Raw genomic sequence first — 16699 nt, 5'->3', positions numbered from 1 at the left:
ATGTACAGAAAATGCAAGATAAACAAAAGATTAACCTCTTTTTACAACTTGCATTTCCCTTATACTGCCCGTGGCAAAAGTCGGCATAGATATGAAACTGTTGTAGGTATTGGTGGAAATGTCGGAGATGTGCGTCGAAGATTTGAACATCTTCTTGTGGTGTTGCAAAAAGACAAAAGAGTATCAGTAGTAAAAACATCATTGATTTTAAAAAATCCTCCTTTTGGCTATACAGACCAGGATGATTTTTTCAACTCAATACTTGTTTTAAAAACTTCAATGCAGCCAAGAGTTTTTTTGCGCTATTTACTGAGATTGGAAAAAAAATTTGGCAGAAAAAGAACTTTTGAAAATGCACCAAGGACGCTAGATTTGGATATTATATTTTTTGATAACCGTACAATACATACACAAGATTTAATTGTGCCACATCCTTTTTATGCGCAAAGAGAAAGTGTAATGATACCTTTGTCAGGTGTTGGTAGATGAAAATATTGACATTTACCGGGCGCAGTCCGTCAGAGGCACTCAAAAAAGCAAAAATGGAAATTGGGGATGAGGGGATGCTCATTGAAACCAAAGAGATTCAAAAAAAAGCTTTAGGCAGAGAAGCCCTCTATGAGATAGTAATCGGTATAGATGAAGAAATGATTCCGGCTACCTATAAAAAAACAAAAAAACCGCTTTCTAAACAGCAACCGCTCAAAGAAGAGAGTCGGGAAATACTTTTTGATATTTCCAATGCGGCACAACAAATTTCTAAAATTTCAAATGTGACCGATCCTTTGGAGAACCTATATCAGCCTTCACCGTTGCAACAAACAGCTGCTTCTGTTGAACCCAAAGAGCTAAAAGAGATAAAATCTGAAATCAATAAACTGACAGATAAGGTAAAAATTATTCAAAATATGTTTTGGGATGAAAAGTCACCAAATCTTTCAAGTCAAATTCCGTCGGAATTTTCTGAAATTTATCGTCTTGCCTCACAAAGCGGAATGAACAGGGAACATCTGGATACTCTTATGCAGGTTACTTTGGAACATATGCCGTTGAAAATGCGAGAAAACTCTTCCACCGTAAAAAGGTATTTTCAAACAATACTTCGAAAAATGGTTCCTATCCGAAGAGAAACACTGCCTAATATAGGTGCGAAAAAAGTTATTATGCTTGTCGGACCAACAGGTGTGGGAAAGACAACTTCTATTGCCAAACTTGCTGCCAGATACTCTTTTTTAATGGAAAAAAAGTACAAAGTCGGACTGGTTGTGCTTGACACCTATCGTATAGGGGCAGTCGAGCAGTTGATGCAGTATGCACGAATGATGAAACTTGGAATTGAAACAGTTGTTGACCCTCCGGAGTTTTCAAGCGCTCTGGAATCTCTCAAATATTGTGACTATATATTGATTGATACAATGGGATCGAGTCCTTATGACAGAGTGAAAATTGAAAAAATATATGAGTGTCTGAATGCAAACAACACGCAATACAATGTGGATGTAGTACTGGTAATGCCAAGTTCAATTAAATATGAAGACTTAAAAGTGACCTATGACAGTTTTTCAACACTGGGTGTAGATACACTGATGTTTACAAAGCTGGATGAGACAATGGGTTTTGGAAATATTTTTTCGCTGGCTTATGAAACAAAAAAACCGATAAGTTATTTTTCTGTAGGTCAGGAAGTACCGGAAGATTTAGTATGTGCGAGCAGTGATTTTTTAATTGAGTGTCTTTTGAACGGATTTAACAGGAGTAAGGTATGATTGGGAATCAGGCGCAAAAGCTTGAAGAACTGGTTGCTTCAAATTCCCAAAAGAAAAAATCAAAAAAAACACGTTTTATCGCAATTACAAGCGGTAAAGGCGGGGTAGGCAAAAGTACTATAAGTTCAAACCTTGCCTACGCGTTGTCTCAGCAGGGTTTGAATGTGGGAATATTTGATGCAGATATAGGACTGGCCAATCTGGATGTTATGTTTAATGTAAAAATCAAAAAAAACATTTTACATGTACTCAAAGGTGAAGCGACGGTTAGCGATATTTTAATTCCTATTACCCGTAATCTTATTCTGATTCCTGGTGAGAGTGGTGATGAAATATTAAAATATTCCGATATGGCACTGTTTGACAGATTTATGCAAGAAGCACAGGTCTTGAACAAACTTGATGTAATGATTATAGATACGGGAGCCGGGATTGGAGAGCATATTCAAATGTTTTTAAATGCGGCAGATGATGTAATTGTTGTAACCGTTCCCGATCCTGCAGCAATTACCGATGCATATGCAACGATTAAAACAATTGCGACACTCAGAAATGATGTATTTATGATAATGAATCAGGTGAAAAATGAAAAAGAGGCTTTTGGTGTTTTTGAAAAAATTAAAAAAGTTGCCAAGGCAAATATAGGTGAAAAACTGGATTTGCAGTTGATTGGGAAAATGAATGCTGATGCAAAAGTTTCAACATCGGTAAAGCAGCGTGCACTTTTTAGAATGCTTTATCCTGCATCACAGCCGAGCAAAGACATAGATGCAATTGTGCGTAAAATTACACAAAAGCTGGAACGAAATGTGCTGGTTACATCCAATGAAAGTGGATTGTCAGGTCTGTTTAAAAGATTAATGGATCATTTTTAAGTCTTATTTGGGGTAGTTATGTTTGGTGAAAACTTTGTTTATTTTTTTACTGTTCAAGGGTTTTTTGTAGGAATAATCTTTGGGTTGTTAAAATCTTTTGATGCTGAAGGGTTATTACTTTATACATTTTTTATTACCATCTTTTTTTATCTTTTTTCACATGTAATTGTTGCACTTTATTACAGAACGATAACGGTTAAAGCCTATAATTTTCCAAAAGAAACCCATGAAACAGAACTAGATGTTTTTGTAAAAGAGATAAACAAAAGAGAAAAACTGATAGACTCAGCGTGTAAAATTACAGATATTGCTGTCAAAATGAACTCTGAAGATGTAGCCGGACAAAAATTATGACAAAAAATGCCTACCTTCAAGATCTCAAACACAAAGAAGATGAACTGGCACTGCAATATCTTCCTGCCGTAAAAGCAATGGCTTTTCGGCTCAAAGAGCGGCTTCCAAGTTCGGTGGATTTTAGTGATCTTTCAGCAATCGGGACAGAAGAACTTATAAAACTGGCAAGGCGATATGATGAAAAGCTCAATGACTCTTTTTGGGGCTATGCAAAAAAAAGAGTTTATGGTGCAATGCTTGACTATTTGAGAAGTCTGGATATTTTAAGCCGTGCCAGCCGTAAACTTGTAAAAGCTATAGATTATGCAGTTCAGGAATATATGCTGACACATGACGAAGAACCGAGTGATGAAGAACTGGCAGATATACTGGGCGAAAGTATTGAAAAAGTTCATGAAGCACGCATCGCTTCAAATATTTATACAGTCATGCCTCTGCATGATCAGTTGCAAATTGGTGATGAGGGTGCAGCGCTTGTTCAAATTGAAAAAGAAGAGTTGATTGGCGTAATAAAAAAAGTTCTTTCCTCTTATAAAGAGAGAGAACAGATGATAATTCAGCTATACTACTTTGAAGAGTTGACTTTAAAAGAAATTAGTGATATTTTAGATATAACTGAGTCCCGTATCTCACAAATTCACAAGTCTGTAATCCAAAAAATTAAAGAGAGTATAGGAGCATAACATGGCAGATATACTATCACAGGAAGAAATCGATGCGCTTTTGGATGTTGTTGAAGATGAAGGTGAAAATGTCTTAGAGAGTGATGAAGATGCTCTTTTGCCTCAACGGCAGGTAACTCTCTATGATTTTAAACGTCCAAACAGGGTTTCAAAAGAGCAGCTTCGTGCATTTCGCGGTGTTCATGACAAAATGGCCAGAAGTCTGGCTTCTCAGATATCTTCAATTATGCGTTCTATTGTTGAAATACAGCTTCACTCTGTTGATCAGATGACCTATGGTGAATTTTTGATGAGTTTGCCAAACCCTACAAGTTTTAATGTATTTTCGGTGAAGCCTCTTGAGGGAAGCGGCATTATAGAAATCAATCCTTCCATTGCTTTTCCTATGCTTGACAGATTGCTTGGAGGAAAAGGAGAACCTTTCGATGCAAGTCGGGAATTTTCAGATATAGAACTCAGCCTGTTTGAAACAATACTTCGTGTTATGATGAGCACGCTAAAAGAGGCATGGGCTCCTGTTATGGAAATTTATCCGGCAATAGAATCCAAAGAATCTTCTCCGAATGTCGTTCAAATTGTTGCACAAAACGAAATTGTTGTTATGGTGGTAATGGAAATCATCATAGGGCACAGTTCCGGTATGATGAATATATGCTATCCTGTTATCTCATTGGAACCTGTTTTGCCAAAACTTGCAAGCCGTGATTTAATGTTAAACGAAACAAGTTCTAAAAAAAGCAGAAATATGGAGCTGAAGGTTCTTCTCGGTGGGGCAAAAGTAAATGTAGAAGCAAATTTGGGTGATGCAGATTTAACTATGCATGATATACTTGAATTGAAAATCGGTGATGTAATCAGGCTCTCAAGTGCTGCAGATGACATTGTGACTGTTGCAGTAGATGGAAAAGAGAGATTTCGTGGTGAAATAGGACTGCGGAGGTTCAGAAAATCAATTAGTATTACAGAGATTATTGAAACAGAAAAAGATACCGTCAAGCGTGCACTTGAGAATTTAGAAAAACAAAGACACGAAAAAATTTCCGGGGTTAAAGATATAATTCATGAAGGTGAAACGGAATTTGAAAACAAATATGAGGAGTAAAAAATGAGTGACTTTATAAAACTATTTGAAGATGAAACAGTTGGTACTATTGAAGCACTTATTGGAACTGCTCCAACTTTAGAGTTAAAAGAAGAACAGGAATTAAGCATCATTTCAAACATTGTTCCGCCAATTGTTTTGGTAAAAATCAAGGTAAGCGGAGATGTGGATGCAGAGGCAATGGTAGCGTTACCACCAAATCTGGCAGCATCACTTTCAGATATGATGATGGGTGAAGAAGCCAGTGAGAGAGAAGATGTAAGCGAAGACGATATGGATGCTACAAAAGAGATAGTATCAAATATTTTTGGTGCTATTGCAAATACGCTTTCTGCTCAAAAAGAGTTGCCTGTTTTGTCTTTCAGTATTGAAAATATAGAATTGGTCGGCGATAATGATGAAGTAAGTCTCGAAGCTTTCAGCAGAATGTATGTATATAAGTTTAACCTGGAATCCGTGCATTCATTACTGATGTTTATTATAGATGAAAAATTAAAAAATGTCCTGTTTCCAGCAGAATCTTCAAAAGAAACAGTAAATGCACATGACCATGCGAGCAGTGCCGATACTTCGGAACATGTAATATCAAATTGTGAAGAAGATATTACCTTGAGCAGTGAAGAGATGAAAAACATTGCTCTTATTATGGATGTAAAACTTCCTGTAAAGGTAAGAATCGGGAAAAAAAGAATGTTGCTAAAAGATGTACTGAATATGGATATCGGCTCGGTTATTGAATTAAACCAATTGGCAAATGATCCGTTGGATATTTTGGTAGATAATCATGTGATAGCACAGGGTGAAGTAGTTATTGTAGATGGCAACTTTGGAATACAAGTAACAACGATAGGCACGAAAAAAGAAAGATTAACACAGCTTAAAGGTTAATAAGAAAGTTTGAGGACATAATGAAAGAAAAAGTTTTAGTAGGAATGAGTGGAGGGGTTGATTCAACAATTACTTCTTTATTGTTAAAAGAGCAAGGGTATGAAGTTGAAGGATTATATATGAAACTTCATTCAAAACCCGGATATCATGAAATTCACCAGGCACGTGCACAAAAAGCTGCTGACTTTGTCGGTATTAAATTGCATGTACTGGATTTACAAAAAACATTTAATGAAAAAGTATTTCAACCGTTTATTGATACATACGCTGAAGGAAAAACTCCAAATCCGTGTGCCCTGTGCAACAGAAATCTTAAGTTTGGTGAAATGATAAAATTCGCTGATGAAATCGGTGCAGAGTATTTGGCAACCGGACATTACATTAAAACAGATGGAAAGTATCTTTACTCTGCAGATGATGATACAAAAGATCAAAGTTATTTTCTTTTTTATATTAACAGAGAAATTCTACCAAGATTAAAATTTCCATTAGGTGAAAGACATAAAAAAGATATAAAAGCGTTGGCTGCATCCATAAAAGGATTGGAATCATTTTCATCTCAGGCAGAATCAAGTGAAATCTGTTTTGTGGAAACAACATATACGGACCTTTTAAAAGACTATGTTCAGGTTGATCAGCCGGGAGAAGTTCTTGATCAAAATGGCAATGTTATAGGTGAACATAAGGGATATATGCACTATACGATTGGAAAGCGTAAAGGCTTTACAGTACATGGTGCCCATGATCCTCATTTTGTACTGAGTATTAATCCGAAAAAAAATCAAATAGTTGTCGGGAAAAAAGAAGATCTGGCATGTTATGATGTAAAACTCAATAATCTCAATATGTTTGATGACAGAAAAGAGTTTGACACAACAGTGAAACTGCGTTACAGAACTAAAGCAGTCAAGTGCCATGTAAAAATAGAAGCAGATGTAGCCTATCTGAAACTCGAAGAGAGTGTATTCGGTGTTGCAGTCGGACAGGCCGCGGTATTTTATGATGATTATAAACTTATAGGCGGCGGCTGGATTATAGAGTCTTAGCTGCCAACAAACTTCTATAAAAAGTAACAAATAAAAACTTCAAAAACTTTTTAAAAAACCCACCAAACATTAAGCAGTCTCTAAGCAATACTCCCCTATAATTCCCATCCACAAACAGAGAGACCTGATTTAAAAGGCCTAGAGAGACTTCAAGTAGAAGCTTTTAAAAATGTTTGAGATCATTGAAAACTAAGCAAGTAAGAGACTTTTTAACTTTAGAGTTAAAGAGATAAATTACTTAGAAATAACTAATAAACAACAACCGTCTATTCTATTTTGAAATCCATACAGGCTTGCCTGTATGGTTCCCTTAATAGTAATAGATAACTATACAGTCTAGTAATAGAACCTTAAGCAGTTTTATTAAGACTTAAAATAACAAAGCCAATGATTTAATAATCTTGGGCAAAAGATCAGTAATAAGTTTACTTATCTTTCTGTAATAACAATTATGGAGAGTTTGATCCTGGCTCAGAATGAACGCTGGCGGCGTGCTTAACACATGCAAGTCGAACGGTAACAGATGGTAGCTTGCTACTATGCTGACGAGTGGCGCACGGGTGAGTAATATATAGATAATGTGCCCCTTGGACCGGGATAGCCATTGGAAACGATGATTAATACCGGATACTCCTTCTTATCACAAGATAAGTCGGGAAATGGATTCCGCCAAGGGATCGGTCTATATCCCATCAGCTAGTTGGTAGTGTAAGAGACTACCAAGGCGATGACGGGTAGCGGGTTTGAGAGGATGATCCGCCACACTGGTACTGAGACACGGACCAGACTCCTACGGGAGGCAGCAGTGAGGAATATTGCACAATGGGGGAAACCCTGATGCAGCAACGCCGCGTGGAGGATGACGCATTTCGGTGTGTAAACTCCTTTTATATGTCAAGAAAATGACGGTAGCATATGAATAAGCACCGGCTAACTCCGTGCCAGCAGCCGCGGTAATACGGAGGGTGCAAGCGTTATTCGGAATCACTGGGCGTAAAGGACGCGTAGGCGGGTTGGCAAGTCAGATGTGAAATCCTACAGCTTAACTGTAGAACTGCATTTGAAACTGCCGACCTAGAGTATGGGAGGGGGAGATGGAATTAGTGGTGTAGGGGTAAAATCCGTAGATATCACTAGGAATACCGAAAGCGAAGGCGATCTCCTGGAACATAACTGACGCTAAGGCGTGAAAGCGTGGGGAGCAAACAGGATTAGATACCCTGGTAGTCCACGCCCTAAACGATGTTCACTAGTCGTCGCTCTGCTAGTCAGGGCGGTGATGCACTTAACAGATTAAGTGAACCGCCTGGGGAGTACGGTCGCAAGATTAAAACTCAAAGGAATAGACGGGGACCCGCACAAGTGGTGGAGCATGTGGTTTAATTCGAAGATACGCGAAGAACCTTACCTAGCCTTGACATTGAGAGAACCTGCCAGAGATGGCGGGGTGCCCTTTTGGGAGCTCGAAAACAGGTGCTGCACGGCTGTCGTCAGCTCGTGTCGTGAGATGTTGGGTTAAGTCCCGCAACGAGCGCAACCCTCGTCCTTAGTTGCTAGCAGGTTAAGCTGAGCACTCTAAGGAGACTGCCTTCGTAAGGAGGAGGAAGGTGAGGACGACGTCAAGTCATCATGGCCCTTATGGCTAGGGCTACACACGTGCTACAATGGGGCGTACAGAGTGTTGCGATACCGCGAGGTGGAGCTAATCACTTAAAGCGTCTCTCAGTTCGGATTGGAGTCTGCAACTCGACTCCATGAAGCTGGAATCACTAGTAATCGTAGATCAGCAATGCTACGGTGAATACGTTCCCGGGTCTTGTACTCACCGCCCGTCACACCATGGGAGTTGATTTCACCCGAAATCGGGAAGCCAACCTTCGGGGGCTACCGCTTACGGTGGAATTAGCGACTGGGGTGAAGTCGTAACAAGGTAACCGTAGGAGAACCTGCGGTTGGATCACCTCCTTTCTAGAGTAAAGAAGAGTCATTCGTTTGACTACTTCATTCAAAAGAAAATCTCACACGAGAAATAGTTTATTAGTTGTTTCAAAAGTTACTTACTTGCTTAGTTTTCAGTGATCTGTGTTCATTTGAATTACGATTATGTCAAAGGTGTAACCTTGAGAGGGCTTTGCTTTCTGAGGGATTTTAGCTTTAGTCAAGGAAGGTTCTTTGCTGAAGGCGGAGCGTATAAACTGTACGTGACAACTGAAGTAAAGGTTCTGACGCAGAATAAAGTTAAAAGCACCAGAAAGGGCCTATAGCTCAGCTGGTTAGAGTGCACCCCTGATAAGGGTGAGGTCCCAGGTTCAAGTCCTGGTAGGCCCACCATTTCTTAGCGATTTGCACTTAAAAAAGAAACTCACATACTAAAGTATGCTTCGCTTCTTTTTTAAGCACAACTCATCTAAGAAACAAGTTTCTAAATTAAATATAAGTTCTTAAAGTCATAAGAATTTATATTTGGTTTAAAAACCAAACGATCATTAAATTACAATTGTTAAAGTCAACAACTTTAATTATAGAGATATAATTAAAAACTAAATAACTACAATAACAGATCATTCATCTTGTTTAATGTATTCATACATTAAATAAGGTAGTGAACGCAACATAGAATAAAAAGATATTAAGGGCCATAGGTGGATGCCTTGGCTAGTAGAGGCGATGAAAGACGTACTAGGCTGCGAAAAGTCTCGGGGAGCTGCCAAGAAGCTTTGATCCGGGAATTTCTGAATGGGGCGACCCAGCACGGAGCGATTCGTGTTACCACCTTCGGGTGGGGCGAACTTGGGGAAGTGAAACATCTCAGTACCCAAAGGAAGAGAAATCAAACGAGATTCCGAGAGTAGCGGCGAGCGAAATTGGAATAGGGCGCATACATTTAGCATATTTGTTAGCAGAACATTCTGGAAAGGATGAGCATAGAGGGTGATACTCCCGTAAGCGAAAACATTTATGTGGAACTAAGGTATGGAACGAGTAGGTCGGGACACGTGTTATCTTGACTGAATATGGGGGGACCACCCTCCAACCCTAAATACTACTACTAGACCGATAGCGAACAAGTACCGTGAGGGAAAGGTGAAAAGGACCGCGGTGAGCGGAGTGAAATAGAACCTGAAACCTATGGCTTACAATCATTCGGAGCACTATTAAATAAGTGTGACGGACTGCCTTTTGCATAATGAGCCTGCGAGTTGTGGTATCTGGCAAGGTTAATCGAACGAGAAGCCGTAGCGAAAGCGAGTCTTAATAGGGCGACATAGTCAGATGCTGCAGACCCGAAACTGAGTGATCTATCCATGAGCAGGTTGAAGCTGGTGTAAGAGCCAGTGGAGGACCGAACCCGTAGAAGTTGAAAATTCTTGGGATGACTTGTGGATAGGGGTGAAAGGCCAATCAAACTCAGTGATAGCTGGTTCTCTCCGAAATATATTTAGGTATAGCCTCGAGCATTAGCGTATAGGGGTAGAGCACTGACAGGGCTAGGGCTGCTTACCGCGGTACCAAACCCTATCAAACTCCGAATACTATACGTGTAACCTCGGGAGTCAGGCGTAGGGTGATAAAATCCTATGTCGAGAGGGGAACAACCCAGACTAACAGCTAAGGTCCCAAAGTTTTATCTAAGTGGAAAAGGATGTGGAGTTGCTGTGACAACCAGGAGGTTGGCTTAGAAGCAGCCATCCTTTAAAGAAAGCGTAACAGCTCACTGGTCTAGCGATTCTGCGCCGAAAATATAACGGGGCTAAGATAAACACCGAAGCTTTAGATTTACAGTTTACTGTAAGTGGTAGGAGAGCGTTCCATTCAGCGCTGAAGGTATACCGGTAAGGAGTACTGGAGCGGATGGAAGTGAGCATGCAGGCATGAGTAGCGAGAAAAGAAGTGAGAATCTTCTTCGCCGTAAACCCAAGGTTTCCTACGCGATGCTCGTCATCGTAGGGTTAGTCGGGACCTAAGTCGAGTCCGAAAGGGGTAGACGATGGCAAATCGGTTAATATTCCGATACCGACATTACATCGTTTGAGTGATGGGGGGACGCATAGAGTTAAAGGGGGTCACTGATGGAATAGTGGCTCGAAGGACGTAGGTCGTAGCGTAGGCAAATCCGCGCTACATGAGACCGAGATCTGACAGGCTGGTCAATCTTTTCGGAGAGCGACCAGAACCCTTGATACTGTCGTGCCGAGAAAAGCCTCTAAACGAGATGTAATGTTGCCCGTACCGTAAACCGACACAGGTGGGTGAGATGAGTATTCTAAGGCGCGTGGATGAACCCTTGTTAAGGAACTCTGCAAACTAGCACCGTATCTTCGGTATAAGGTGTGCCCTAAGTGTTAGGAGATTTACTCTCCAAAGCACTGACGGGTCGCAGCAAAGAGTCCCTCCCGACTGTTTACCAAAAACACAGCACTCTGCTAACACGTAAGTGGATGTATAGGGTGTGACGCCTGCCCGGTGCTCGAAGGTTAAAAGGATTGCTTAGCTTCGGCGAAGGCATGAATTGAAGCCCGAGTAAACGGCGGCCGTAACTATAACGGTCCTAAGGTAGCGAAATTCCTTGTCGGTTAAATACCGACCTGCATGAATGGCGTAACGAGATGGGAGCTGTCTCAACAAGGGATCCAGTGAAATTGTAGTGGAGGTGAAAATTCCTCCTACCCGCGGAAAGACGGAAAGACCCCGTGCACCTTTACTATAGCTTGACACTGCTATTGGGATATTCATGTGCAGGATAGGTGGGAGCCGTTGAATCCAGGACGCCAGTTCTGGAGGAGGCATCCTTGAGATACCACCCTTGAATATTCTGATAGCTAACTCCGTACGATTATCTCGTGCGAGGACAATGTCTGGTGGGTAGTTTGACTGGGGCGGTCGCCTCCTAAAAAGTAACGGAGGCTTACAAAGTTCGGCTCAGAAGGGTTGGAAATCCTTCGTAGAGTATAATGGCATAAGCCGGACTGACTGTGAGACATACAAGTCGAGCAGAGTCGAAAGACGGTCATAGTGATCCGGTGGTTCTGTGTGGAAGGGCCATCGCTCAAAGGATAAAAGGTACGCCGGGGATAACAGGCTGATCTCCCCCAAGAGCTCACATCGACGGGGAGGTTTGGCACCTCGATGTCGGCTCATCGCATCCTGGGGCTGGAGCAGGTCCCAAGGGTATGGCTGTTCGCCATTTAAAGCGGTACGCGAGCTGGGTTCAGAACGTCGTGAGACAGTTCGGTCCCTATCTTCCGTGGGCGTAGGAACGTTGAGGAGAGCTGACCCTAGTACGAGAGGACCGGGTTGGACGTGCCACTGGTGCACCAGTTGTCCTGCCAAGGGCATAGCTGGGTAGCTACGCACGGATGAGATAACCGCTGAAAGCATCTAAGCGGGAAGCCAACTCCAAGATGAACGTTCCCTGAAGTACGCTTGAAGACTACAAGCTTGATAGGCTGGATGTGTACGCACAGCAATGTGTTTAGCTGACCAGTACTAATAGTACGTTTGTCTTTTTACCAAGTTCTTAAATGAACACAATTGCTTCACTACCTTATTTAGTGTATATATACTAATAAGAGATATGTTAAGAAGTTATTTAGTATGACGGAAACAAGGTTTTAACCTTGCCTTTTAGGCTTTTAAGCCAATTAGCCCAGACTGAAGTCTGGGTTCCGAAGAGTTTGTTGACTTTAACAATTGATATTACTCAACTCTTAACTGATATAAGATCAGATATAAATACATCAGTCAGATGTCTTTATATCTGATCTTGTCTAGGTGGCTATAGAGAGAGGGAAACGCCTGGCCCCATTCCGAACCCAGAAGCTAAGCCTCTCATCGCTGATAATACTGCAGGTTTCACTTGTGGGAATGTAGGTCGCTGCCTAGTTGATCAGATTTTTCTTTCTAACTTTCAATCTTTTTAATCAAACAACTGACTTTTTTACCAAATCTACCTTTTACTAAGTAATTCTATGATATTATTTTATATATAATTTTAGGATGATATATGAAAAAATATATAAAAGATCAAATTAAAAAATCATATGAAACAAAACAGGCTATTTATGAAAATGATGATTTACTTTCTAAGATAGAAAAGGTGGCGTATGAGTGCGTGAATATATACCGTCATGCAAACAAAAAAACAATTCTTGCAGGAAACGGAGGCAGTGCTGCGGATGCACAGCATATTGCTGCGGAACTTGTGGGCAGGTACGGTTTTGACAGACCTTCCATTCCTTCATTGGCGCTTACTACAGATACATCAAATCTTACTGCCATTGGCAACGATTACGGATATGATCAGGTCTTTTCCCGTCAACTTGAAGGAATGGGACAAGAAGGTGATATTTTTATCGGTATTTCAACTTCTGGTAATTCACTTAATATTATTAAGGCATTTGAGTCTGCAAAGAAAAAAAAGATTATGACAGTTGCTCTCACGGGTCGTGATGGTGGTGAAATGGCAAAAATGGCTGATATTGCCCTTATTGTTCCTTCAAATGCAACACCTAGAATTCAGGAAGCTCATATATTGATAGGACATATTCTTTGCGACATCATTGAGAAAGAGATATTTGGTGAGGGTGTTGGCAGATAAGAGATGAAAAAGGCACTTTTTTTAGATAGAGACGGTGTTGTCAATGTTGAAAAAGAGTATCTCTATAAGAGAGAAGATTTTGAATTTATTGATGGTATATTTGATTTGTGTAAACATTATCAGAATTTAGGATATTTGATTATTATTGTAACAAATCAGTCTGGTATAGCGAGAGCATATTATACAGAAGAAGATTTTGAGTTGCTTACAGACTGGATGATACAAGAGTTTAAAAAGAGAAATATTGATATTGCAAAAGTCTATCATTGCCCGCATCATCCGGATATTAATATAAAATGTAGTTGCAGAAAACCTGAACCGGGAATGATTTTGGAAGCACAAAAAGAATTTAATTTGGATTTAACACATTCTTTAATGATTGGTGATAAGGAACGGGATATTGAGGCTGCCATAAATGCCGGTATTTCAGAAACATATTTATTTGATGAAATGAATCAGATCAGAAGTTCCAAAGCAACAAAAACAGTCAGTAAACTTGATGAAATATGGAAATAAAATGCTGATACTCAACAGTGGTGGTACATTTAACAAACGATACAATGAAATAAGCGGAGAACTTGAAGTTCCTTATGACAATGCAGCTATTGAAAGAATTTTATTCAGTGCTCAGGAAGTGTACAATCTTGCAGGAGTCGTTTACAAAGACAGTCTGGAGATGGACAGTAATGACAGACGTATGCTTGCTGATATTATACGGGAATCAACAGAAGATACTTTTGTGATAGTGCATGGCACCGACACTATGGAGCTCAGTGCCGAGTTTTTGGATGAAGTATTTGATGACAGAAAAATCATTATTACGGGCGCTATGAAACCGTTTGAAATTGACAATATTGAAGCATCCTTAAATCTTGGTATGGCTATCGGATATGCAAAAGCGGTAGAAAAAAATGGTGTTTATATATGTATGAGCGGCTTAGTCGAACCTTGGAAAAACATTCAAAAAAATAGAAATATAGGGAAGTTTGAAGTTGTCAGATAAAATAGCCTGTGATCACTGTCATTTAGAATTTTCAAAAGATGTAATGATACAAGAGGATGAACATTACTTTTGCTGTAACGGCTGTCAGGGTGTATTTCATTTACTTTCAGATGAAGGATTGGACGGTTTTTATGATAAGCTGGGCAATAATAAACTTGCACCGCCTTCACAGCAGTACGAAGACTCTTTAAATTTTGATTCGCCGGCATTTTATGAACGCTTTGTTACACTCAATAAAGATGGCTTCTGTGAAGTTTCTTTGGTTATTGAGGGTATTCACTGTGCTGCATGTGTCTGGCTGAACGAAAAAGCTTTGACAAATATGCAAGGTGTTATTGCTACGAACATCAATTATACAAACAACAAAGCAAAGATTGTCTGGGATGATGATACGGTCAAACTCTCCAAAATTATAGATATGATTCGTGCCATCGGATATGATGCATACCCTTATGATGCTTCACTGCAGGAACAAAAAGCAGATAAGGAGCGAAAGGAATATTACACACGGATGGCTGTTGCTGTTTTTGCGACGATGAACATGATGACGATTATGGTTGCGCAGTATGCCGGTTATTTCAGTGGTATATCTGAAAATATCAAACATATACTCAATATCGGAGAGTGGGTTTTAGCAACTCCTGTACTTTTTTACAGTGGATGGCCTTTCATTCGCGGAATGTATTACGGGATGAAGACAAAAACAGTAAATATGGACACACTTGTTGCTACTGGGGCGATACTAACCTATATATACTCTATTTATATTACTGTTACGCGCAGTGGTGAAGCCTATTTTGATTCGGTGACGATGATTATTACTTTTGTACTGGTTGGAAAATTCTTAGAGGTTTTAAGTAAAAAAAGTATTGCCGATACTTTGGATATTATGAATCATCATCTGCCAAATGATGTTAAAGTTGTTGTGGATAAAAAGATTAGTACGAAAAATGTCAATGATGTCATTGTAGGCGAAATTGTTTTGGTAAATTCAGGAGAACGTGTTGCTCTTGACGGTGAGATACAAGAAGGAAGCGGAAATTTTGATGAATCAAGCCTGACCGGTGAGAGTGAGCCTGTTTTTAAAACTGCAGGAGAGAATATCATCAGTGGAACGGTAAGTATTGATGCCGATGTCAAATATAAAGTTACGAGAGATTTTGCACACTCCACAATGAGTAATATTGTAGCCTTGCTGGAAAATGCAATGAATAACAAGCCAAAAATTCAGCAGTTGGCAAACAGGCTGAGTGAATATTTTTCCGAAGTGATACTGGCACTCTCTTTTATAACTTTTATTGGATGGTATCTTTACTCATCCAATTTTGAGCAGTCTTTTATGATCAGTATTGCCGTTATAGTGATAGCCTGTCCCTGTGCCCTTGCTCTGGCGACACCTGTCGCAACACTGGTCGGTCTCTCTATCGCTTCAAAAAGGGGGATACTTTTTAAGGAAGCTGCTCAGCTTGAGACAATGGCAAAGGCAGATGTTTTATTACTTGATAAAACAGGAACGATTACAAAAGGTCGACCTGAGGTTGTCAAAGAGGAGATATTTCTGCCGTTTCACAAGTCTATGCTTTATTCGTTATTGCTTAACTCAAAACACCCTGTTGCCAAAGGTGTGGAAAAATATATTTTTGATGAGGATTTGGATCCCTTAGAACTGGAAAGCTTTCAAAATATACCTTCGCAGGGTTTGAGCGCGATGTATGACGGTAAGATGCTTGCAGGCGGGAACGCGAAACTCATGCAAACCATAGGGATTGACGTCTGTAGTTCAAGCCAAAACAGTGAATTTTATTTTGCGTACGGCGGAGAACTTTTGGCTAAATATGAACTTTTTGACATACCGCGTGAGGATGCAAAAGAGGCTATAGCCAAAATTAGAAAAATGGGTATAGAGATAATTATGCTCACAGGAGACCATGAAGAGAGTGCCAAAAAAGTAGCGCAACTCGTTGGAATTGAACAGTACAAATATGAACTGACACCTCAGGACAAAGCCGTATTTATAGAAAACCTGCATGAAGATGCCAAAGTAACCGTTATGGCCGGGGACGGGGTGAATGATATTTTAGCCTTGGCAGGTTCAGATATTGCAATAGCAATGGGCAACGGAAGTGATATTGCCATAGAGGTGAGTGATGTAGTGCTTTTAAATGATACATTCAGTTCACTTTATGACAGTTTTAAAATCTCTAAAAAAACATTTACAATGATAAAAGAGAATCTTGCACTCTCTTTTATTTATAACGCTATTACAATTCCGTTGGCAATGGCAGGATATATTATTCCTCTTATTGCCGCAATTTCTATGAGTATCAGCTCATTAATAGTAGTAGGAAATTCAATGAGAATCAAATTTGGGTATAAGGATTAGA

General features: G+C 39.9%; 12 protein-coding genes, 1 tRNA gene and 3 rRNA genes. All 16 read left to right on the top strand.

Going from position 1 to position 16699, the window contains the following annotated elements:
* The gene (gene folK / locus ETP70_RS08480; RefSeq protein ID WP_151900780.1) at nt 1-489 is read left to right on the top strand and encodes a 2-amino-4-hydroxy-6-hydroxymethyldihydropteridine diphosphokinase; all 489 of its coding nucleotides are present in this window, start codon (nt 1-3) and stop codon (nt 487-489) included.
* Complete coding sequence (gene flhF / locus ETP70_RS08475) at nt 486-1766, top strand: flagellar biosynthesis GTPase FlhF (RefSeq protein ID WP_151900779.1); 1281 nt, start codon at nt 486-488, stop codon at nt 1764-1766. The genes folK and flhF overlap by 4 nt, the downstream gene beginning before the upstream one ends.
* Nucleotides 1763-2641, top strand: a complete 879-nt coding sequence (locus ETP70_RS08470; RefSeq protein WP_151900778.1) for a MinD/ParA family protein — start codon at nt 1763-1765, stop codon at nt 2639-2641. The genes flhF and ETP70_RS08470 overlap by 4 nt, the downstream gene beginning before the upstream one ends.
* An 18-nt stretch (nt 2642-2659) precedes the next feature.
* Complete coding sequence (locus tag ETP70_RS08465) at nt 2660-2995, top strand: hypothetical protein (protein WP_151900777.1); 336 nt, start codon at nt 2660-2662, stop codon at nt 2993-2995.
* Nucleotides 2992-3678, top strand: a complete 687-nt coding sequence (locus tag ETP70_RS08460) for an RNA polymerase sigma factor FliA (RefSeq protein WP_151900776.1) — start codon at nt 2992-2994, stop codon at nt 3676-3678. The genes ETP70_RS08465 and ETP70_RS08460 overlap by 4 nt, the downstream gene beginning before the upstream one ends.
* A 1-nt stretch (nt 3679) precedes the next feature.
* Nucleotides 3680-4780, top strand: coding sequence for a flagellar motor switch protein FliM (gene fliM, locus ETP70_RS08455; protein ID WP_151900775.1), 1101 nt, complete (start codon nt 3680-3682; stop codon nt 4778-4780).
* A 3-nt stretch (nt 4781-4783) separates the two neighbouring features.
* The gene (gene fliY / locus ETP70_RS08450; protein WP_151900774.1) at nt 4784-5668 is read left to right on the top strand and encodes a flagellar motor switch protein FliY; all 885 of its coding nucleotides are present in this window, start codon (nt 4784-4786) and stop codon (nt 5666-5668) included.
* 20 nt (nt 5669-5688) lie between these two features.
* Complete coding sequence (gene mnmA, locus ETP70_RS08445) at nt 5689-6714, top strand: tRNA 2-thiouridine(34) synthase MnmA (protein WP_151900773.1); 1026 nt, start codon at nt 5689-5691, stop codon at nt 6712-6714.
* 448 nt (nt 6715-7162) lie between these two features.
* Nucleotides 7163-8682 (top strand): 16S ribosomal RNA (locus tag ETP70_RS08440).
* 286 nt (nt 8683-8968) lie between these two features.
* Nucleotides 8969-9045 (top strand) — tRNA-Ile (locus ETP70_RS08435).
* A 288-nt stretch (nt 9046-9333) separates the two neighbouring features.
* Nucleotides 9334-12226 (top strand): 23S ribosomal RNA (locus ETP70_RS08430).
* A 256-nt stretch (nt 12227-12482) separates the two neighbouring features.
* Nucleotides 12483-12598, top strand: a 5S ribosomal RNA gene (gene rrf / locus ETP70_RS08425).
* Together the 16S, 23S and 5S rRNA genes with 1 tRNA gene alongside form the textbook arrangement of a ribosomal RNA operon.
* Nucleotides 12599-12718: 120 nt before the next feature.
* Nucleotides 12719-13312: a D-sedoheptulose 7-phosphate isomerase gene (gene gmhA / locus ETP70_RS08420; protein WP_151900772.1), complete on the top strand. Its 594-nt coding sequence runs from the start codon at nt 12719-12721 to the stop codon at nt 13310-13312.
* A 3-nt stretch (nt 13313-13315) separates the two neighbouring features.
* A complete protein-coding gene (gmhB, locus tag ETP70_RS08415; protein WP_151900771.1) occupies nt 13316-13828 on the top strand; it encodes a D-glycero-beta-D-manno-heptose 1,7-bisphosphate 7-phosphatase in 513 nt (170 codons plus the stop codon).
* Nucleotides 13812-14315: an asparaginase domain-containing protein gene (locus tag ETP70_RS08410; RefSeq protein ID WP_230973246.1), complete on the top strand. Its 504-nt coding sequence runs from the start codon at nt 13812-13814 to the stop codon at nt 14313-14315. The genes gmhB and ETP70_RS08410 overlap by 17 nt, the downstream gene beginning before the upstream one ends.
* A gap of 43 nt (nt 14316-14358) precedes the next feature.
* The gene (locus tag ETP70_RS08405) at nt 14359-16698 is read left to right on the top strand and encodes a heavy metal translocating P-type ATPase (RefSeq protein WP_230973336.1); all 2340 of its coding nucleotides are present in this window, start codon (nt 14359-14361) and stop codon (nt 16696-16698) included.
* The last annotated feature ends 1 nt before the right edge of the window (nt 16699 follow it).

Origin of the sequence: Sulfurimonas hydrogeniphila (assembly GCF_009068765.1) — a bacterium.
In the GTDB taxonomy this organism is placed as follows: Bacteria; Campylobacterota; Campylobacteria; order Campylobacterales; family Sulfurimonadaceae; genus Sulfurimonas; species Sulfurimonas hydrogeniphila.
The sequence above is the reverse complement of the archived record's forward strand: the minus strand, read 5'-3'. Positions and strand labels throughout refer to the sequence as shown.

Excerpts from the sequence above, each read along its gene's own strand:
- folK (WP_151900780.1), top strand. The coding sequence starts at position 1 with ATGTACAGAAAATGCAAGATAAACAAAAGATTAACCTCTTTTTACAAC.
- flhF (WP_151900779.1), top strand. The coding sequence starts at position 486 with ATGAAAATATTGACATTTACCGGGCGCAGTCCGTCAGAGGCACTCAAA.
- ETP70_RS08470 (WP_151900778.1), top strand. The coding sequence starts at position 1,763 with ATGATTGGGAATCAGGCGCAAAAGCTTGAAGAACTGGTTGCTTCAAAT.
- ETP70_RS08465 (WP_151900777.1), top strand. The coding sequence starts at position 2,660 with ATGTTTGGTGAAAACTTTGTTTATTTTTTTACTGTTCAAGGGTTTTTT.
- ETP70_RS08460 (WP_151900776.1), top strand. The coding sequence starts at position 2,992 with ATGACAAAAAATGCCTACCTTCAAGATCTCAAACACAAAGAAGATGAA.
- fliM (WP_151900775.1), top strand. The coding sequence starts at position 3,680 with ATGGCAGATATACTATCACAGGAAGAAATCGATGCGCTTTTGGATGTT.
- fliY (WP_151900774.1), top strand. The coding sequence starts at position 4,784 with ATGAGTGACTTTATAAAACTATTTGAAGATGAAACAGTTGGTACTATT.
- mnmA (WP_151900773.1), top strand. The coding sequence starts at position 5,689 with ATGAAAGAAAAAGTTTTAGTAGGAATGAGTGGAGGGGTTGATTCAACA.
- gmhA (WP_151900772.1), top strand. The coding sequence starts at position 12,719 with ATGAAAAAATATATAAAAGATCAAATTAAAAAATCATATGAAACAAAA.
- gmhB (WP_151900771.1), top strand. The coding sequence starts at position 13,316 with ATGAAAAAGGCACTTTTTTTAGATAGAGACGGTGTTGTCAATGTTGAA.
- ETP70_RS08410 (WP_230973246.1), top strand. The coding sequence starts at position 13,812 with ATGAAATATGGAAATAAAATGCTGATACTCAACAGTGGTGGTACATTT.
- ETP70_RS08405 (WP_230973336.1), top strand. The coding sequence starts at position 14,359 with ATGATACAAGAGGATGAACATTACTTTTGCTGTAACGGCTGTCAGGGT.